This is a genomic window from Allobacillus salarius (assembly GCF_007559425.1).
Lineage (GTDB): Bacteria > Bacillota > Bacilli > Bacillales > Alkalibacillaceae > Allobacillus > Allobacillus salarius.
In genome coordinates this window covers 1-20,414 of record NZ_VMHE01000032.1, presented here as the reverse complement: position 1 = coordinate 20,414, position 20,414 = coordinate 1, and the positions used below count along the sequence as shown (strand labels likewise).

The 20,414-nt window shown below is 39.6% G+C and carries 18 protein-coding genes and 1 tRNA gene; 13 read left to right on the top strand and 6 right to left on the bottom strand.

Annotated features, from left to right (window positions below; translation table 11 throughout):
- Positions 1–1,125: 1,125 nt before the first annotated feature.
- Positions 1,126–1,809: a phosphodiester glycosidase family protein gene (locus FPQ13_RS12035; RefSeq protein ID WP_144089568.1), complete on the bottom strand. Its 684-nt coding sequence runs from the start codon at positions 1,807–1,809 to the stop codon at positions 1,126–1,128.
- A 315-nt stretch (positions 1,810–2,124) separates the two neighbouring features.
- Between FPQ13_RS12035 and FPQ13_RS12030 the strand changes: the two genes are divergently transcribed.
- Positions 2,125–2,562 carry a hypothetical protein gene (locus tag FPQ13_RS12030; RefSeq protein WP_144089567.1) on the top strand — a complete coding sequence of 146 codons (438 nt, stop codon included), beginning with the start codon at positions 2,125–2,127 and terminating at the stop codon, positions 2,560–2,562.
- A 72-nt stretch (positions 2,563–2,634) separates the two neighbouring features.
- Here the strand turns inward: FPQ13_RS12030 and acsA are convergent, their stop codons facing one another.
- Complete coding sequence (gene acsA / locus FPQ13_RS12025) at positions 2,635–4,350, bottom strand: acetate--CoA ligase (RefSeq protein ID WP_144089566.1); 1,716 nt, start codon at positions 4,348–4,350, stop codon at positions 2,635–2,637.
- Between the two features lie 221 nt (positions 4,351–4,571).
- Between acsA and FPQ13_RS12020 the strand changes: the two genes are divergently transcribed.
- The 10 genes from FPQ13_RS12020 to FPQ13_RS11975 all read left to right on the top strand — a co-directional run bounded on the left by FPQ13_RS12020 (position 4,572) and on the right by FPQ13_RS11975 (position 14,743).
- Positions 4,572–5,396 (top strand): M55 family metallopeptidase, encoded by an 825-nt coding sequence (locus tag FPQ13_RS12020; RefSeq protein ID WP_144089565.1) that lies wholly within the window; start codon positions 4,572–4,574, stop codon positions 5,394–5,396.
- A 12-nt stretch (positions 5,397–5,408) separates the two neighbouring features.
- Positions 5,409–6,341 carry an ABC transporter permease gene (locus FPQ13_RS12015; protein ID WP_144089564.1) on the top strand — a complete coding sequence of 311 codons (933 nt, stop codon included), beginning with the start codon at positions 5,409–5,411 and terminating at the stop codon, positions 6,339–6,341.
- 2 nt (positions 6,342–6,343) lie between these two features.
- The gene (locus tag FPQ13_RS12010; RefSeq protein WP_144089563.1) at positions 6,344–7,309 is read left to right on the top strand and encodes an ABC transporter permease; all 966 of its coding nucleotides are present in this window, start codon (positions 6,344–6,346) and stop codon (positions 7,307–7,309) included.
- Between the two features lie 5 nt (positions 7,310–7,314).
- Positions 7,315–8,328: an ABC transporter ATP-binding protein gene (locus tag FPQ13_RS12005; protein ID WP_144089562.1), complete on the top strand. Its 1,014-nt coding sequence runs from the start codon at positions 7,315–7,317 to the stop codon at positions 8,326–8,328.
- Positions 8,325–10,004, top strand: a complete 1,680-nt coding sequence (locus tag FPQ13_RS12000; RefSeq protein WP_186279676.1) for a peptide ABC transporter substrate-binding protein — start codon at positions 8,325–8,327, stop codon at positions 10,002–10,004. Before FPQ13_RS12005 ends, FPQ13_RS12000 begins: the two co-directional genes overlap by 4 nt.
- Before the next feature lie 81 nt (positions 10,005–10,085).
- On the top strand, positions 10,086–11,009 hold the full coding sequence (locus FPQ13_RS11995) for a S66 peptidase family protein (protein ID WP_144089561.1): 924 nt from the start codon (positions 10,086–10,088) through the stop codon (positions 11,007–11,009).
- A 27-nt stretch (positions 11,010–11,036) separates the two neighbouring features.
- Positions 11,037–12,140 carry a mandelate racemase/muconate lactonizing enzyme family protein gene (locus tag FPQ13_RS11990; protein ID WP_144089560.1) on the top strand — a complete coding sequence of 368 codons (1,104 nt, stop codon included), beginning with the start codon at positions 11,037–11,039 and terminating at the stop codon, positions 12,138–12,140.
- A 1-nt stretch (position 12,141) separates the two neighbouring features.
- Positions 12,142–13,074 (top strand): C40 family peptidase, encoded by a 933-nt coding sequence (locus tag FPQ13_RS11985; RefSeq protein WP_144089559.1) that lies wholly within the window; start codon positions 12,142–12,144, stop codon positions 13,072–13,074.
- 4 nt (positions 13,075–13,078) lie between these two features.
- Positions 13,079–14,098 (top strand): ABC transporter ATP-binding protein, encoded by a 1,020-nt coding sequence (locus tag FPQ13_RS11980; RefSeq protein ID WP_144089558.1) that lies wholly within the window; start codon positions 13,079–13,081, stop codon positions 14,096–14,098.
- Between the two features lie 102 nt (positions 14,099–14,200).
- Positions 14,201–14,743, top strand: a complete 543-nt coding sequence (locus tag FPQ13_RS11975) for an NADPH-dependent FMN reductase (protein ID WP_144089557.1) — start codon at positions 14,201–14,203, stop codon at positions 14,741–14,743.
- Positions 14,744–15,150: 407 nt separating this feature from the next.
- Here the strand turns inward: FPQ13_RS11975 and FPQ13_RS11970 are convergent, their stop codons facing one another.
- Together FPQ13_RS11970 and FPQ13_RS11965 are read right to left on the bottom strand one after the other, a co-directional pair.
- The gene (locus FPQ13_RS11970) at positions 15,151–16,275 is read right to left on the bottom strand and encodes an MBL fold metallo-hydrolase (protein WP_144089556.1); all 1,125 of its coding nucleotides are present in this window, start codon (positions 16,273–16,275) and stop codon (positions 15,151–15,153) included.
- A gap of 147 nt (positions 16,276–16,422) precedes the next feature.
- Entirely contained in the window at positions 16,423–17,025 is a 603-nt protein-coding gene (locus FPQ13_RS11965) for a CotY/CotZ family spore coat protein (protein WP_144089555.1), read from the bottom strand.
- A 181-nt stretch (positions 17,026–17,206) separates the two neighbouring features.
- Between FPQ13_RS11965 and FPQ13_RS11960 the strand changes: the two genes are divergently transcribed.
- Together FPQ13_RS11960 and FPQ13_RS11955 are read left to right on the top strand one after the other, a co-directional pair.
- Positions 17,207–17,851 (top strand): deoxynucleoside kinase, encoded by a 645-nt coding sequence (locus FPQ13_RS11960; protein ID WP_144089554.1) that lies wholly within the window; start codon positions 17,207–17,209, stop codon positions 17,849–17,851.
- A complete protein-coding gene (locus FPQ13_RS11955) occupies positions 17,848–18,519 on the top strand; it encodes a deoxynucleoside kinase (RefSeq protein WP_144089553.1) in 672 nt (223 codons plus the stop codon). Before FPQ13_RS11960 ends, FPQ13_RS11955 begins: the two co-directional genes overlap by 4 nt.
- A gap of 199 nt (positions 18,520–18,718) precedes the next feature.
- Here FPQ13_RS11955 and FPQ13_RS11950 read toward each other — a convergent pair.
- Together FPQ13_RS11950 and serS are read right to left on the bottom strand one after the other, a co-directional pair.
- Positions 18,719–18,811: transfer RNA gene (locus FPQ13_RS11950), tRNA-Ser, on the bottom strand.
- A gap of 215 nt (positions 18,812–19,026) precedes the next feature.
- Positions 19,027–20,316, bottom strand: a complete 1,290-nt coding sequence (gene serS / locus FPQ13_RS11945; RefSeq protein ID WP_144089552.1) for a serine--tRNA ligase — start codon at positions 20,314–20,316, stop codon at positions 19,027–19,029.
- Positions 20,317–20,414 lie beyond the last annotated feature (98 nt).

The following is a 20,414-nucleotide window of genomic DNA, read 5'->3' as shown; positions in this document are numbered from 1 at the left end:
ACTGGCGGTTACGCTGGTGTTCTTAGGAATCCCCCACTTCAAACAACCGTAGTTTGTTAAGTGGTGGGTAGTTCAATAGTATTTCTTTATGAAGATAAAGTAGTTCAATATGTAGAAATTAAACGTCATGGTTCTGATTTTTCAACAGGAGAAAAAAATTATTTAACACCTTCCGATGATCTTATACATATTGAAAGACATTAACTATACAAGGAATGCACTGGCGACAATCGGGCATCGTGGTGTTCGATAATCAGGCCAGATTGTGGAATAAAGCCAATAGATACCTGGCCCTTATTTTGTAGAAAAAATAATGTTAATTATAATTAAAACTGGCTTATTTTTTATACATACTGTTTATTTTAATCAGGGTATTTCTGCACGTCCCCTCGAAAAGGTTGAATAGTGAAATTAGAAACGTTATTTATTCTGAGATAGCCTTTCGTTGAGCCAATTTCTGAATAATGGCATCCATGTCAACTTGATCTTCCTGTTTATTAAACTCTTAATGGCCATACAAATTGATGTGCTCCCAGCAATGGGAGAAATTTGTTTTAGTACGTCTGAATCTTGCCCCTGCTTTTCTTTATAGTTTAGCATCCTTGATAATATTCTGGCATTGTAATAAATCGATACAGTTAAGGGTTTCGCCAACATTTTGACAGAAACAATTCACCTTCTTAATCACCGTTTTTATTACTAAAAATCTCTTTGCATATACCCAATATTAAGACGCTTGTAATCACGGCAAGTGAATAAACATTAGTGTATGAAAATGAATTTGGTTTTGATATTGGAAATAAAATAGGCGATAAGCATATACCTATTAGTATATAGAGAACCAATCTAAATAATAGACTTTTTAACCATCTTGTTAATAATGTCATTAAAAAGGTGATAAAAAAAAATATAAGAAAATAGAAACCGCCAAATTGTAAGATGAATGGGACGAGGTCCGATAGACTAAAATCCCATAGGAAATCCGTTGGGTATATTTTTGAATCATAGACAAAGAAAAAGGAGGAAGACAAGAAAATAGCAGAAATAATAGAAGCCCATAAATTTGCCTTTAACTGATTAGTTAATTTTCTTGTCTCCATATTTTTATTCCCCTCGTTTTGTGTTCTATCTTTGCAGTCTCCGTAATCGGATCATGTTAAAGATATATCGATTCTCTCCAAAAAATTTATACTCAGGAATGCTTAATGCTGTTGAACCAGATCCATCAAGCACTACAGCATTTTTCGAATCTAATCCTATTTGCAGAAGGATTGATTTTACCGCTGGGATATTGATCCGCTCTGGACTAATTATTAGATATCCGAATCTTTTGCTTGTTTCATCAAAAGCCATAAACGTTCTTTGGGAGGGTCCATAATATGCTAAATCACTTCCCCAATCACTGCTTTCCAAACCAATCCCCCCAATTGCTTCTCTAACTTGAGGAAATTTATTTTTTACCTCGGTGATATTTTTTGCGTTCATTGTATCCCCGAAGTAAAAGTTACCTTCTTGATATACTACAAATGTTTTTCTACTTTCCTGTTTTGATGCACTTCCATTATAATTATGATTTTCCCCTGTACCTTGATCATTATAAGACCATGCGATAGAATCGCCTCGCTTCGGAGGACTTGTGTAATTGCCGACAAAGAATCCCCCGTTTATTCCTGAATAATTTGTTTGTGATATGGGCTTATTAATAGTTTCTGTCTTAATGTTGTTCAATGGAGTTTCAATCATTCTAACTTTAAATTGGGCAGAACCAACAATTACTGTAGGCTCTTTATAAGAGTACAATTTTGTCATTTGTTTGTCATCCCCTAATAATAATTTTAGTGTTTTCAGCTAGCTTTTTCTGATAACACATTGTTAGCATATGGGGGTAAAATTAATTCGAGGGTGTGTATATAACAAAGAAGCCAAAAATAGATATTAACCCGTTTAAAAAAGAGCTACTTTATTCACTATTGATAGCGTTCTTAAATTAATTTATAGCAATTTTGTGGTATTCATTTTTTTCAATCTTAAATAATCGGGCGCGATTGTTGCACTAAGTTATGCCAGAATCGGTCCAGTTGTTGCACACCCCAAACAATAACCAACAAGGGGAATAAAAAAAAGATGACTCAACCAAGTGTGAAAATAAAAAAGATATGGGTTGATGATAACGATAGTTTCTTTGAACTAAGTTTAGATTTCTGGACAGGTCGTTGCAGCATGAACCTCAATATATTTACTGATAATGAAGAACTAGAAAAGTTAAATGAAGGAGTAATGGATTTAGCCAATTTTAAGCAAAAGGAATTTCTGTGGATTACTGGGGAAGATGTAGAAAATGTGAGTCATTTTTTATCTATGCGATTCTTTTTGTGTGGGAATCGAGGTTATGTAGGTGTTGAGGTAACTGCCGATAATAAACTTGAAAGCCCTTATAGTGTTCGTGCGACTTTTTTTCTCGTAACTGTCCTCAGTCAAATAGATGATCTTACAAGAAAATTGGGAAGTTTTATTAAAGGTGAAATTTGTGAGCTGGAAAGTCTAATTCGATTTTTTGAATAATGAGATCAACATCACTCTTTAACATACAAAACCCACTTTAGGCATACTCCGGCCTAAAGTGGGTTTCGTTGATTAATATTCCAATGTAGACGTATCCCCTTCAGGTAAACCGAGCTCACGTGCCTTCAACAGACGACGCATGATTTTACCGCTTCGGGTTTTTGGAATCTTGTTGCTGACTTCGACTTCTCGAGGAGCAGCATGAGCACTCAAGCCTGTTTTGACGAATTGACGAATGTCTTCCAATAATTCATCGGATTCTTCATAACCTTCATTCAATGAAATAAAGGCTTTGACGATTTCACCACGCTCAGGATGCGGTTTACCGATTACGCCCGCTTCTGCGACCGCTTCATGTTCAATCAGCTTACTTTCAACTTCGAACGGACCGACCCGTTCACCGGATGTATTAATGACATCATCAACACGACCTTGGAACCAGAAGTAACCGTCTTCGTCTCGGTAAGCACTATCGCCAGAAACATACCATCCGTTAACAAAGTAGCTTTGATATTTCTCAGGGCGATTCAAGATTTTACGCATCATCGCTGGCCAGCCTTCTTTAATAGCCAAATTACCCATTTGGTTTGGTGGCAATTCATTTCCTTGATCGTCAACGATGGATGCTGTCACTCCTGGAATTGGTTTCCCCATCGAACCTGGCCGGATATCGACCGTCGGGTAGTTACAAATCAACTGTGCACCGGTTTCTGTCATCCACCAAGTATCGTGAATGCGTAAATCAAACGCCTTCATTCCCCAATGAATGACTTCAGGGTTTAATGGCTCCCCGACACTCATGATATGACGGAGGCTAGATAAATCATGTTTCTTAATCTCTTCTTTTCCAGCACTCATCAACTTACGAAATGCTGTCGGAGCAGAATACCAAACAGTTACGTTGTAGCGATCGAGTGCACCGTACCAAGCTTCTGGGCTGAAACGTCCACCAACAACGACGTTTGTCACACCGTTTAGCCAAGGCGCAAAAATTCCATAACTCGTGCCAGTTACCCAACCTGGATCTGCGGTACACCAATAAACGTCATCATCTTGTAAATCTAGCACCCATTTTCCTGTTTGGTAATGCTGAATCATCGCATGATGCACATGATAAACACCTTTTGGCTTTCCTGTTGAGCCGGAAGTATAATGAAGCACCAAGCCATCCTCTAAGTCTACCCACTCAATATCGAATTCTTCGCTCGCCTGCTTCATTTCTGCATGATAATCAATATAACGTCCGTCAGCTTCAACCTTCTCACCGACTAATACGACTTTTTCGAGTTTTGGTAGCTCATTCTCAGGGACACGGCCGAGTAACTCTGGGGTTGTCACAAGCACACTCGCTTCACTGTCTTCTAAACGATCTTTCACTGCTTGCTCCATAAATGCCTCGAATAACGGTCCTGCAACCGCTCCCACTTTTAAGATTCCAAAGAAGGATGCGTAGAATTCTGGAGACCTTGGAATAAACATGAACACGCGGTCACCTTTCTTGACTCCATGTTCTTTCAATACGTTTGCAAATTGGTTACTCATTTTTTTCAATTGATCAAACGTATAAGATTCTTTTCGATCAGGTGACTCATAGTAAAGTGCTACTTGATCTTTCTTTTCCGCCGTTTCTGCATGGCGGTCGATCGCTTCATAGGCCATGTTCACTTTACCCGTTTCATACCAAGAGAAGGCTTTCTTTGCTTCTTCCCAGTCGAAGTTATTATACGTTTTCGCATAGTCCATTAAATTATGTTGGCCGGCCTCTGATTTCAACACTTGTTCACTCATAAAATCACCTCGTATTTAAATTAATTATTCATTATCATAAAAATATTCTAAATTATTTATGTTTTCATTGTATATAAGATAATGGATCTTGAAAAGAAAAACAAATGAATAACGGTTATGACTGACTCTATACATCAATGGTCTCATTGTGTTTACCAACATTTTATGGTAATATTTTAAATTATCAAATAAGTTTATACATCTTAAGAGGTGAATTGTAAATGAAGTTATATTTATCCGTTGATATGGAAGGCATTACCGGACTGCCTGACCATACGTTTGTAGATTCACAATTACATAACTATGAACGAAGTAGAAGAATTATGACAAAAGAAGTCAATCATGTCGTTAAACAAGCTTTTGAGAAAGGGTGTCAGTCCCTTTTGGTCAATGACAGTCACTCAAAAATGAATAACCTTTTAATTGATGAGCTTCATCCGGAAGCTGATTTAATTACAGGCGGGGTAAAACCTTATTCCATGGTCCAAGGACTTGATGGATCCTTTGATGGGGCAATGTTTCTTGGCTACCATGCACGAGCTGGACAACCAGGTGTGATGTCACATTCCATGATCTTTGGTGTTCGTAATTTTTATATTAACGATATGGAGATCGGCGAGTTGGGCTTCAATGCCTTAGTAGCTGGTTATTACGATGTCCCAGTACTTTTGGTTGGTGGGGATGACCGTGCTGCAGTCGAAGCAGAAGCTTTAATTCCACATGTAACGACAGCTGCCGTTAAGGAGAGCATTACTCGCTCAGCTGTGAAATCGCTATCATTGAAAAATGCAGGTGAATTACTGGAAAGAAAAACGGAAGAAGCTATCAAAAATCGCTTCCAAGTAAAGCCTTTGACCCCACCGAAAAATCCAACGTTGCGTATTGAATTTGTGAATTATGGACAAGCAGAGTTGGCGGCATTTATGCCAGGAACGACAATAGAGCCAAATAGCTGTACCGTCAAATTCGAAGCAAAGGATATTTTGGAAGCTTACAGAGCAATGATTGTCATGACAGAATTAGCGATGCAAGCAACCTTTTCCTAGGGAGGTTTAATCATGGTCCGTTATATCCTCAAACGATTTTTCATGATGATCTTAACAATTTGGATTATCGCAACACTCACTTTTGTATTGATGAACGCCATTCCCGGTTCTCCGTTTAACGAAGAGAGAACTTCCAATGAAGCGGTTCAAGAGAATTTGGAACGGCATTTTAATTTAGATGAACCTCCTATTGTTCAATATTTTATTTACCTAAAATCGATTGCGACATTAGATTTTGGTCCATCTATTAAAAAACCAAATAGTACAGTAAACGATTTACTTGGAAGAGGTTTTCCGATCTCAGCAGAGCTTGGAATCATCGCAATCTTAGTAGCACTCTTTTCTGGAATTATTTTAGGGGTATTGGCCGCTTTGCGTCACAACGGAATTATCGATTACCTTGCGATGACCATCGCCGTACTCGGTATTTCCATCCCGAACTTTGTGTTAGCGACATTATTGATTCAGCAATTAGCCGTTAATGGTGGATTCTTCCCTGTTGCTACATGGCAATCACCGATGCATATGGTTCTGCCGACGCTCGCATTAGCGACTGGTCCAATGGCTATTATTGCACGGTTAACACGGTCAAGCATGTTGGAAGTGTTAACACAAGATTACATTAAGATGGCGCGTGCAAAAGGATTAGCCCCTTACAAAGTTGTAATTAAACACGCCTTAAAAAATGCACTGATGCCTGTCGTTACAATCTTAGGAACCTTATTAGCAGGTATCCTTACAGGAACCTTTGTCATCGAAAAAATCTTTGCGATTCCTGGAATGGGCAAGTACTTTGTTGAGAGTATCAACCAACGGGACTATCCGGTCATTATGGGCACAACCGTTTTTTATAGTGCATTTCTCGTGTTCGCTTTATTTTTAGTTGATATCGCATACGGGTTGTTAGACCCTCGGATTAAACTGCACAAGGAAGAGGGGAATTAACGATGAAATCACAAACAACACAATCACACGACCACATTGATCCGAATTCAAAAGAGATTCCCTTAGATTGGTTTAAACCGTTGGAAGGAGCGAATGATTCAGCCAATACCGTTGTTCGTCCGTCACTTTCTTATTGGAAGGACGCTTGGATACGACTTCGTTCCAATTACATAGCAATGGGTGGACTGATTTTTCTCATTCTATTAGGAATTATGGCAATCATCGGTCCCTACTTAACACCTTATTCAGTTAGTGAAACAAGCTTGGCAAATCAAAATCAGCCGCCATCTTCTACCTATTGGTTCGGGACAGACAATCTTGGAAGAGATGTCTTTACACGGACATGGTATGGTGCTCGGATATCTTTGTTCGTCGGAATTATGGCTGCTCTCATTGATTTTACTGTTGGTGTCATTTATGGAGGGGTTTCAGGCTATAAAGGCGGAAGAACCGATAATCTTATGATGCGGATTGTCGAGATATTATACGGATTACCTTATTTACTCGTCGTTATTTTGTTATTGGTTGTTTTAGGACCGAGTCTTTCGACGATTATTCTGGCACTGACGGTTACGGGTTGGGTAGGTATGGCCCGGATTGTCCGTGGACAAGTTTTACAGATCAAAAACTATGAATTCGTCCATGCATCGAAGTCATTTGGCGCAAAAACGAGTCGGATTATCCGAAAAAATTTGCTCCCTAACACAATGGGGCCGATCATCGTTCAAATGACGTTAACGGTACCGACAGCCATCTTTGCAGAAGCCTTTTTAAGCTTCTTAGGTCTCGGCGTCCAATTTCCTTTCGCTAGTTGGGGTGTAATGGCCAATGATGCACTGACAACGATTTTGTCTGGGCATTGGTGGCGCTTATTCTTCCCAGCATTTTTCATCTCGGCAACGATGTTCGCCTTTAACGTACTTGGTGATGGCTTACAAGATGCCCTAGACCCGAAACTCAGGAGGTAACCTCAATGAAAAAAATTCTTGAAGTAAACGACCTTCATATCACGTTTTCAACTTATGGCGGGGAAATCAAAGCTGTCCGCGGCGTCGATTTCGAACTTCATGAAGGTGAGACATTGGCGATTGTCGGCGAATCCGGTTGCGGAAAGAGTGTGACGGCAAATAGCATCATGCGCTTAATCCCATCACCCGCCGGTAAAATAGCAAACGGTGAAATCATCTTTAAAGGTAACGACTTAGCTAAAGAAAGCGATAAAAACATGCGGAAAATTCGCGGTGTAGACATCTCGATGATTTTCCAAGACCCAATGACCGCGTTAAACCCAACGTTAACAATCGGTAACCAATTGACGGAAGGCTTACGACAGCATAAAAACGTATCTCGAAAAGAAGCTGAACAAAAAGCGCTCGAGATGCTTGATCTCGTCGGAATACCGAATCCAGAAGAGCGACTCAAACAATACCCACACCAATTTAGTGGGGGTATGCGCCAACGGATCGTTATTGCTATTGCTTTAATTTGTGAACCGGATCTATTGATTGCCGATGAACCGACAACAGCACTCGACGTCACCATTCAAGCACAAATTTTGGAGTTGTTTGAAACCATTCAAGAAGAAACGAATGTCGCGATTATTTTGATTACGCACGACTTAGGCGTTGTCGCAAAGGCAGCCGATCGAATTGCCGTCATGTACGCCGGAAAAATCATTGAATCAGGAACGAAATATGAAGTTTTCTATGAACCTCAACACCCATATACACAAGGACTATTGAATTCGATACCACGTCTTGACCAAAAGGGAGAAAAATTGGAACCGATTGATGGCACACCACCAGATTTATTTTCTCCGCCGGTTGGGTGTCCATTTACTGCTAGATGTCCACATGCCATGTTCGTATGTGAAAAGGTATACCCTCTCCGTCACGAGCCAAGTGAAACGCATTATGCAGACTGTTGGCTTTATGATGAGAGAGTTCATACACCAAATTTAATGAATAAAAAGGAGGAAACAACGTGAAAAAATGGTTGGTATTGTTATTAGTTCTTATGCTTACATTTCTAGTTGCTTGTACTACTGGTAATGATGAAAGTTCAGAAGGGGATTCAAGTTCCGATGATTCAAACTCAGAGGAATCTACGGACAAAGAGGAAACAGAATCGGATGAAGAATCATCGGATACAAGTAGTGGCAATGTACTTCGTTTAAATAACGGTAGTGAGCCGACATCCTTTGATCCACCACAAGGATTTAATGCTGTTTCTTGGAACGCGCTAAACAACTTAATGGAAGGGTTGACGCGTTTAGATGAATCGCATCAACCGGCTGGTGGTATTGCTGAAGAATGGGACATTTCAGATGACGGGTTGGAATATACATTCACACTACGTGAAGATGCCAATTGGTCAAATGGTGATCCGGTAACTGCGGAAGATTTCGTTTTTGCATGGACTCGCTTATTAGACCCAGATGAAGCTTCTCCAGCTGCTTTTCTCGGTTACTTCATTGAAGGAGCTGAAGCGTTTAACAATGGTGAAGGAAGTGCCGAAGATCTTGGCTTGGTCGCTGAAGATGAAAAGACATTGAAAGTAACATTGAATGCACCGACTGGATTTTTCCTTGATTTAGTTTCAAATCCTGCTTTCTTCCCTGTTAATAAAGCAGTTGCAGAAGAGAATCCAGATTGGCATGCTGAAGCGGATTCTTTTGTCAGTAACGGACCATTCACTTTATCTGAATGGGAGCATGAGAGTCACTTTACGTTCAAAAAGAACCCAGAATATTGGGATGCAGAAAATGTTGAGCTAGAAGAAGTTCACTGGGCAATGGTCAACGAAGAGAACACGGAATATCAAATGTATGAGAGTGGTGAGTTAGATACAGCTGCCATTCCATCTGACTTGGCTGAACAGCTATTGGATAGTGAAGATGCGTTTTTCGTAGATCAGGCAGGTACTTACTTCTACCGCTTTAACGTAGAAATGGAACCTTTCCAAAACGAAAAAATCCGTAAAGCGTTCGCTAAAGTAATCAATCAAGAAGATATCGTTCAATACATTACGAAAAATAACGAAGAACCAGCGAAAGGGTTCGTTTCTCCAGGATTCACAGATGCGAACGGAAATGACTTCCGCGAAGAGAATGGAGATCTATTAACTCATGACCCTGAAGAAGCACGCCAGCTTTTAAAAGACGGTATGGAAGAAGAGGGCTACGACGAATTGCCTGAAGTCGTTCTTTCATATAATACGAGTGACGCCCACCGAGCGATCGCTGAATATATGGCAGAGATTTATAGTGAAGAATTAGACGTTGATGTGACATTAGAGAATACCGAATGGAACGTATTTTTAGAAGACCAGAAAAGCTTGAATTTACAGTTCTCTCGTAGTTCTTTCCTAGCAGATTATGCCGACCCGGTTAACTTCTTGGAAAGCTTTGTAACAGATTCTTCGATGAACCGTACTGGTTGGTCAAACGAAAAATATGATGAGTTGATCGCGAATGCGAAAAATGAAGCGGATGAAGAAAAACGTTATGAATATCTCTATGAAGCTGAAAAAGTTCTATTTGATGAATTACCGCTTTTCCCAATTCACTTTTATAATCAAGTTGGACTACAAAAGCCTGAAGTATCAGGTATTGTACGACATCCTGTAGGCTATATGGAATTGAAATGGGCTTCCAAACAATAAACAATTTCAATCGAGTCAAAGAGGAGTTTGATTATGGAATACTCCTCTTTGATTCCATTATTTCACCGAAGGAGTAACTATATGATGCTACCTAAACCTTTAAAACATGGGGATACCGTTGGGGTGATCGCCCCGGCTAGCCCGTCAAATATCGAAAACTATCAAAAATCAAAAGCATTTATTGAAAGTCTTGGATTATCTATTCAAGAAGGAAAACATCTCAAAAACGTTCATGGCTATTTAGCTGGTACAGATGATGAAAGATTAGAAGACTTGCACGCCATGTTTGCAGATGATTCCATTAAGGGAATTATCTTTGCAGGCGGGGGTTATGGAACCGCACGAATCGCCCACCGGCTAGATTATGAATTAATCAAAAAGAATCCGAAAATCTTTTGGGGATATAGTGACTTAACTTATTTGCACACAGCCATTCGCCAAGAAACAGGACTCGTCACTTTCCACGGACCGATGCTGGCGTCAGATGTCGGAAAGGATGATTTTCATCCACTTTCCAAAAAACAATTCAACCAGTTATTTGAACCGACTTCGCTCGTGTACGATGAATCCTTTTCTACTTTAGAAGTAATTGCGGAAGGTGAAGCTCAAGGCGAAATTGTTGGAGGAAATTTAACGTTAATTGCAAGTAGTCTTGGTGGTCCATATGAACTCGATACGAAAGGAAAATTGCTGTTCATTGAAGACATTGACGAAGAACCTTATCGGATTGACGGTTATCTAGCCCAATTAATGCATGCTGGAAAATTAGATGATGCGGCTGGGATTATCGTCGGCGATTTTAAAAACGCAGTACCAACGAGAAAACCATCTTTAACATTGGAAACTGTTCTTACCGATTATTTTCAATCATTGAAAAAACCGGTAATGAAAGGTTTTCAGATTGGTCATTGCCAGCCTCATTTTGCTATACCACTTGGCACTCGGGCAACGTTATCAACTAAAAGTAAATCATTATCCATCCAACCAGGTGTTAAAGAATCATAGAATTTAAGAAAGTAGGCTATATACGCTATGCGGATTCAAGAGATCGAAACTTATACAGTAAAAATTCCTTTAAAAAAACCATTCAAAACAGCATTGCGGACAGTCATTGAAGCTGAATCCGTGTACGTCAAGGTGACTACCGACAACGGAATTAGCGGATACGGTGAAGCACCACCAACCCATGTCATCACTGGGGATTCTCTTCACAGTATCGATTATGCCATCAATCAAGTCTACAAGCCCCTTTTAATCGGAAAGTCGATTGATCAATTAGAAGAAGTCATGCAAATCTTACAGCAAGCTATGATTCGCAATACGAGTGCAAAGGCTGCTTTGGACATGGCTGTATACGATTGTTTCGCGCAGCAAACGGGCTTACCGTTATACAAGCTGCTCGGTGGCTATCGTGATGAACTAGAGACGGATTATACGGTCAGTGTCAACGAACCTAGTGAAATGGCAGACGATGCACAACAATATATTGAAGATGGCTTTAATCTATTAAAAATTAAAGTAGGAAAAGATGAAATTGCTAAAGATATCGAACGGATTAAAGCCATTCGAGAAAAAGTCGGTGATCAGCCGACAATCCGGCTTGATGCAAACCAAGGTTGGTCTGTAAAAGAAGCGATTTATGCCATTCGTAAAATGGAAGATTTAAATTTAAACATTGAACTTGTCGAACAACCGGTCAAATATCATGATTTGAAAGGGTTAAAACAAGTTACTGAACAGACTGAAACACTCATTATGGCAGATGAAGCTGTTTTCACATCAATAGATGCTAGACGGGTACTAGAAATGGGCGCTGCTGACCTGATCAATATTAAACTGATGAAAGCAGGAGGCATCCATGAAGCACTTAAGATTAATCGACTCGCTGAAGCATTCGGTGTTTCTTGTATGGTCGGCAGCATGATCGAGACGAAACTCGGCATTTCAGCCGCCGCACATTTCGCAGCAAGCCAACCGAATATCACCCGCTTTGATTTTGATGCTCCATTAATGCTTAAAGAAGACCTCATAAATGGAGGAGTAACGTACGAACGTAACCATATTTATTTTTCAAAAGATGCTGGATTAGGTATTCATTCGATCCATGAGCAGTCCAGTAAAAGGGAGGAACAATAACATGAATGAACAACAAACAACTTGGGTCGTTAATGTTCCAGTAGCAACCATTTGGACAAGCCCTTCTTCTCCAAGGGAAATTGATCAGCCTGGCATATCCAATCCTGTTTTGTTAGAAGATTGGTATGACGCATTGAGCTTTGAATTACGTAAAGGTCTATGTGATGACAATCTTGTTCAATCGCAATTATTGTATGGCGAAGAAGTCATTGTGGAAGAGACTGATGGTGATTGGTCTAAAATTATTGCTGTCAGACAACCTTCCGGGAAAGATGAGCGTGGCTATCCGGGATGGGTCCCGACGATACAATTAAAAGAAGTTAAGCAAGAATTATGGAACAGAGATGAGGTTGCTGTCGTCACGAAAAAAGTAGCTAATTTAATCGACGACAACGACGAACCTATTTTTCAATTAAGCTTCATGACCTACTTGCCGATCATCGAACACGAAGATTTAAAAGTAAAGGTTCAAACGCCAACCGGCGAAGCTTGGTTATATAAGAAAGATGTAGTGATTGCTTCATCGATTCATGATCTCGCCAAAGGTAGCGGGAAAGAAATCGTCGAAACCGGCAAGCAATTTTTATCGCTTCCATATTTTTGGGGCGGCATGAGTGCCTTCGGGTATGACTGTTCAGGATTTAGTTACAATATGCATAAAGCACAAGGGTATGAAATTCCACGTGATGCAAGTGATCAAGCAAATGATGGTACCGAAGTTTCGAAAGATGAGCTTGAAATCGGTGATTTACTATTTTTTGCGAAAGAAGAAACGCCAGAAAAAATTACGCATGTCGGTATTTATTACGGAGACGACAAAATGATTCATGCTCCATTGACCGGTAAAGGAATCGAAATTACTCCTTTAACAGGAACCAAATACGAGAAAGAATTCCGCTTAGCACGAAGATATCATAAAACACCGGGGGAATAATGAGATGAGCTATCGACCAATTTTAGAAGTGAAAAACTTAAAAAAACACTTTGGTGTCGGCCGTGGACAAACGTTAAAAGCAGTGGACGGGATTTCATTTGATGTCCACAGAGGGGAAACATTTGGTCTAGTCGGGGAATCCGGATGTGGGAAATCAACCGCTGGAAGAACGTTACTCACCCTATACGAAAAGACGGATGGTGAAGTTCTTTATGATGGAAAAGATGTTCATGAAATCTCCGATAAGAATCGCTTACACTATTTCCGAAAGATGCAAATGATTTTCCAAGATCCTTATGCATCGTTAAATCCGCGTTCTACAGTCAAAGAAATCATCGCTGAACCGATGGAAGTCCATGGTTTGTACAAAAATAAAAAAGAAAGACAGGATCGTATTTATGAACTATTGGAAGAAGTAGGATTAAACCGTGACCATGCTACTCGCTATCCCCATGAATTCAGTGGTGGCCAACGACAGCGGATTGGTATTGCACGTGCGTTAGCGTTGGAGCCTGAATTTATTATTTGTGATGAGCCGATTTCAGCACTCGACGTTTCCGTACAAGCTCAAATCATTAATCTATTAGAGCGTTTGCAGGAAGAAAAAGGATTAACATTCTTATTTATTGCCCATGACTTATCGATGGTGCGACACATTTCAGATCGAATTGCTGTCATGTATCTCGGACATATCGTCGAGTTGACAGACAGTGAAAGATTATATGAAAAACCGCTTCACCCATACACACAAGCTCTCTTATCTGCTGTTCCTATTCCAGATCCAAAAGTAGAAGAACAGCGGTCTCGCGTCATTTTAAAAGGTGAATTACCAAGTCCTATTGATCCACCTTCTGGCTGTGTCTTTCGTACACGCTGTCCTTTCGCAAGGGATATATGTGCAGAACAAACACCAAAATGGCTCGAAGCAGAAGAAGGACGCTATGTAGCGTGTCATTTATATGATCCGCAATTTTTTGATATGACACCAGAGGAACTAAACCAAACGATTGTGCCAAAGTCATAGATGAATCTCATAAAAATCGTCAAGGTGGAAGTGTAGTTAATCAATGGTATACTAGATGGTGAATTTTATTTGACAACTTAGATCGCTATAGGAGGATCAGTAATGAACGTATTTACCATCGTAGGTAGCCTTAGAGAAAAATCATACAATATGCACTTAGCTAAGGCTATGCAGCAAAGATATTCGGAAAAGTTTTCTTTAGACATTGCCGAATTAAAAGACATTCCACATTACAATCAAGATGATGAGCACAATCCACCAGAAGCTGTTAAAACGTTTAAACAACATATTAAAGAAGCGGATGCCGTGTTCATCATTACACCTGAATATAATTGGTCTATTCCCGGTGTACTGAAAAATGCGCTGGATTGGGCTTCTCGCGTTGATAAAGTATTCATTGATAAAAAGGTAATGATTCTTGGCGCTTCCATCAGTAACGCAGGAACGCTACGTGCACAGCTTCAATTAAGACAAGTATTGAGTGCCTTAAGAGCTAATGTACTTCCGCCAGGAGCAAATGAAGTGACGATTACAACTGCTCAAACAAAAATAGATGAAGATACTGGTGAAGTAACCGATCAAAACACACTCGAATTTCTTGATCAGAGAATTGAGTCGTTTATTGAATTTATTGAAGGTAAATAAAATGTACCTTGTATTCTAATAAAGAACAAAAAAAAGGCTGGAACAAATCAAAGTTATAAACTCAGAAACACGAATGACAATCTAATTTAGCGTAGGAAATATACGGAGACTTCTGCGGTCAACTAAATGCGGCCACGTCCTGTGGCCAACGTTGACACTAGCCCGTCCTGGGCGTCGAGAGCAAAAGCCTAGGTGTGACCCCGCAGTGCGAAGCACGAGGAGGCTCAACAGCTGCCCGCGATATAGAAGACACTGCGATTTATCGCAGATGTCGCCTTATGCCCTGTGGGTAAAAGCGGAGTATATTTCCGAAGCGAGTATTTCCGCTGCACTGAATTAGAAGGTTCGTATCTGAGTCAACTTTAAAGATTTTGTCTCAGCCTTTACTTTTTTATTAATGACAATCACTATACCGCACAACGATTTGGACCGATTTCCATTTCTCTTCGTTCTTCTTGATCAGGACTTTCTTTCCCCATATTCACTTGGCGAATTCGTTCATGATCATTCGGTTGTGGTTGAAGGTTTTCAGTGACCATTCGACGAAATTCTTCTGCATCGTTAACTTGTAATCCTTTATTTTTTTCATATAACACACCTAATTTCTCCGCAACCGCTCCATCTTCATTCATTTCATGATTAGACGAATAATGGGCTGGTAATACGATTAGATCATCTGAAAAGTCAGAGTACTTTTCATATAACGTGATTCTTAAATCATTGACCCAGGCATCTGCTTTCCCTGCCAAGTCGGGGCGCCCGATTGACTCGATAAACAAAATATCTCCACTTAATAAATATTGTTCATCAACCAATAAAGAGGTAGAACCTTTCGTATGCCCTGGTGAATAAACGGCTTGAATGGTAACCGGCGAATCACCAATCTTAATTTCACTTTGATTTTTTAAAGGTTCATAAGATAATACGACTTCATCTGCATCATCGGGAGGTAGCCAATACGTTGCATTAGTTTTTTTAGCCAATTCATGTCCACCGGAAATGTGGTCAGCATGCAAATGAGAGTCAATGACATGCTTGATTGTTACTCCTTTTTCATTCGTAAATTCAATAAATTTATCTGTCATACGTACCGGATCGATAATAATCGCTTCTTGATCTTTCATAACGACATATGATAGACAGCCTTTTCCTAAACGAACGAACTGGTACAACTCTCCGCCATCTTTTAAATTTCCGATTTTGACCGGCTCTAAATGCTCACTCCAAGCACGCATGCCACCTTCGACTGAGTAGACATTTTCATAACCTGCTTCTACAAGAGCCTTAGCCGCTTTTTGTGAACTATTTCCTCGAGCGCAAATAACAACGATTTCTTGGTCCTTACTAGGCAAATCTGAAGCAATTTGGTCGACGTTCCCATTCCAAGAAGAAAATGGTTGATTCACGTATTGGAAATGGTCACTTTCAACCTTCCAATCCTGAAAGTCCTCAGTACTACGTACATCTAATAGCACTGTTGCTTCTTTGTTCAAAACTTTTTTAGCCAACTCTTCAACCGATAAACGCTTCATTTTGTCGATCCACCTTTCATACTCATTATATCTATACTAGTTTCATTCCACAAAATGAGTAAATATATGTATATATAAGTTCATTCAAAAAAAGGCTGCTCCCCAAGGAACAGCCTTGACTTTAAAAAGGGGATAAAACATTAGATGCTATTCAGCTGCGCTAGTGGAATTACTTCTGAGTCTGGCGCGAAATTCAGATACTGGTAATGTTTGAACTGGCTCTAAGCATGCAACACCCATGAATTTTTTCAAATCGACTGTAATACAGATTCCTGTACGTTGAAGGTTTCGAATTGAATTGCCAGGGAAATAGTCACATACATCATCTCCACCAGGTCCAGGAGTAGAGCCTCCCATTGTCACTGGAAGCAATAACTCAATTTCTGCACAGCAATTGTCTTTTACTTTATTTACGCGGAAAATTGGTGATTCAAAGCATTGAAAAACACGATTTCCTCCCGACATTGCTTGCAGGACGCTTTGACCGATAAAGGGATCACAATCTCCTTTACAGTATAGAATGAACGGAACCGTGTCATTTCCACTGACATTCTGAGTTGGTGACAGCAAGTTCTCAATGGATTGCTTACAACCATACTGGCAATCACCGTCGTTATTTGTGGCATCTTGAACTCTTGCGATTTTCCGTAAGATTCTACATACACAGTCGTGGTCGTCACAATGACCTTTACATCCTCCGCAATCACCTTCATTAAAAGAAGGCTCTAAATCATCTTCATAAAATCCCATATAATCACCTCTTATTTTTTTTGATTCACTACTACCTTATGTACGTGCTACTTTTTGGTATAGGTGAGTCAAATAGGATATATAATCAATTTTTCTATTTGTCGAAAACCGTCCAATTTTAATATGTTTTTTGGTATGATGTTAAGACAATGAATTTTCATGAGATGAATGGAGGATTTATATGGATCAACAAGTACCTTTTATCGCTGTTGAAGGACCAATTGGAGTAGGAAAAACTTCTCTTTCAAATAAAATAGCTTCTCATTTTTACTATCATTTACTACGGGAAATCGTTGAAGAAAATCCATTTCTCGAAAAGTTCTATGAGAATATTGATGAATGGAGTTTCCAAACAGAAATGTTTTTCCTTTGCAATCGATATAAACAATTGGAAGACATTCAAAAGCATTATTTAAACGCTGGAAAGCCAGTTGTATCTGATTATCACATTTTTAAAAATACCATATTTGCAAAACGTACTTTAAAAGAAGAACAATACGAAAAGTACCGGAAAATTTATGATATTCTCACCGAGGGACATCCTAAACCAAACGTACTTATTTACTTAACAGCTAGTTTAGATACCTTAATTGAACGTATACAGCTTCGAGGCAGGGAAGTCGAACAAAATATTCAAGCTTCCTATTTGGAACAAATCAGGCAAGATTATGAGGATTTTATGGATGAATTTGAACAAAACCATCCAGACATTCCAGTCATCCGATTAGATGGTGACAAATTGGATTTCGTTAAAAATAGTTCAGATCTAGATGAGATTCTCTCATTGATTGAAAAACATATATTTAAAGGAGAAGTTATTTCATGAGTCAATTAACGACATTTGGCATACCGTCAAATGCTGTCATTACAGTAGCCGGCACTGTGGGAGTAGGGAAATCTACTTTGACTTCTGCACTGGCGAACGAATTAGGATTTAAAACATCATTCGAAAAAGTTGACGGAAATCCTTATTTAGATCAATTTTATAAAGATTTTGAGCGTTGGAGTTTTCATCTGCAAGTTTATTTCTTGGCAGAACGGTTTAAGGAGCAAAAAAGAATTTTTGAATATGGTGGTGGTTTTGTCCAAGATCGATCCATTTATGAAGATACAGGCATATTTGCCAAAATGCATTACGATAAAGGGACGATGACCCCTACGGATTACGATACGTATAAAAATCTTTTTGATGCCATGGTCATGACACCATATTTTCCGCATCCAGATTTACTCATTTATTTGGAAGGTTCTTTCGAAGATATACTTGACCGAATTCAAGCTCGTGGAAGAAAGATGGAACAAGAAACACCTGTGGAGTACTGGAAAGAGATGTACGACCGATATGAACATTGGATTGATAATTTTAATACATGCCCAGTGATGCGAGTGAACATTAATGATTATGATCTTTTGAATCACGAACAATCGATCGACCCGTTATTAGAACGGATTGGCAAATCGATTCAAACATCTAGAAAGTTGATTCGATCATAATCTTGGTCAAGTGATGTGGAAGACAATCATATTAATAACTAAGCACTGACTTCGGTCGGTGCTTTTTTTGTTAAATGTTGAAGCTAAGCTAATGAATGTTGAAGATAAAGGAAGAAGAGAGCAACCGTTAAAAGTTCCCAATAAATTAAAAACAGACTAGTCCTTTTACAAAGACTAGCCTGCTTGGCTTGTAATATTATGGCGGAGGAGGAGGGATTCGAACCCCCGCGGGCCGCAAAGCCCCTGGCGGTTTTCAAGACCGCTCCCTTCAGCCAGGCTTGGGTACTCCTCCGTTTGGCTGACACTTTAAAAATATATCATATGCGAAAAGTTTAAGCAACCGAATTAGCGATTTTTTTCGAAAAAAGTTTATTTAGCTCTTATTTTGCCGTACATAATAAGATTTTAATTAGTTTATTAAAGGCGGGAGTAACTCCGTCTCATTTTGTTTTCACCAGCCAATCGTAAAAAAAGGGAGGAGGTAAATACCTGCTCCCTTTTTATAATTTACTTTGCATCTGGTGCTGTAATCTTCTCCAAACCGCCCATGTACGGTCGTAAAACTTCTGGAATCGTAATAGATCCATCTTCTTCTTGGTAGTTTTCTAAGATGGCTGCAACTGTTCTACCAATCGCCAATCCTGATCCATTCAATGTATGGACATATTCTGGCTTCCCGCCTTGCTCACGACGGAAACGAATACCTGCCCGACGTGCTTGGAATGCCTCAAAATTAGAACAAGAAGAGATTTCACGATAAGTTTCATAGCTTGGAATCCAAACTTCGATGTCATATTTTTTAGCGGCAGTGAATCCTAAATCACCTGTACACATGCTCATTACACGATAAGGAAGCTTTAATAACTGAAGCACTTTCTCCGCATTTCCTGTTAGATTTTCTAATGCTTCATATGACTCTTCAGGCTTCACAAATTGAACGAGTTCCACTTTGTTGAATTGGTGCTGTCGAATCAAACCACGGGTGTCACGCCCTGCAGAACCCGCTTCAGAACGAAAATTTGCACTATATGCAACGTATTTCTTCGGTAGATCATCGATATCAATGATTTCATCACGATGATAATTTGTAACGGGTACTTCTGCAGTAGGAATCATGAAATAATCAAGGTCTTCTAGCTTAAAGACGTCTTCCGCAAATTTAGGGAGCTGACCTGTCCCTGTCAAGCTGTCACGGTTAACAATTTGCGGTGTTAACATTTCCGTATACCCATGTTGGTCGGCATGCAAATCCATCATGAAATTTAATAGGGCACGTTCTAATCGTGCACCTAAGCCTTTATAGAAGACAAACCGGCTTCCTGTCACTTTTGCTGCTCGTTCAAAATCAAGAATATCCAATTCCGTTGCCAAGTCCCAATGTGGCTTCGGCTCAAAGCCAAATTCGCGAATCTCACCCCAGTCATGGTCCAACACATTATCTTCTTCATCTTCGCCGACTGGAACAGACTCATGTGGAATATTCGGGATAGAGAGGAGTAGATGATTCAACTTTTCCTCAACTTCCTTTAATTCATGATCAATCGCTTTAATACGATCGCCCACTTCACGCATTTCTTTGATTAAGTGATCTGCATCCTGCTTTTCTTTTTTTAATGTAGAAATGTCTTTAGATACTTGATTTCGGCGTGCTTTTAATTCTTCTGTTTCTTGGATCAATGTCCGGCGTTTACGGTCCATGTCTTCAAAGTGATCCAATTCGGATAGATCTTCACCACGATGCTGTAATCTTTGTTTAACCTCGTCAAAATTACTACGCAAATATTTCAGTTCTAACATTTAGAATCCTCCTTTTTAAATAATCGAGTAGGAGGAGGTAGTTAACCTCCGACCTCTCACACCACCGTACGTACGGTTCCGTATACGGCGGTTCAATT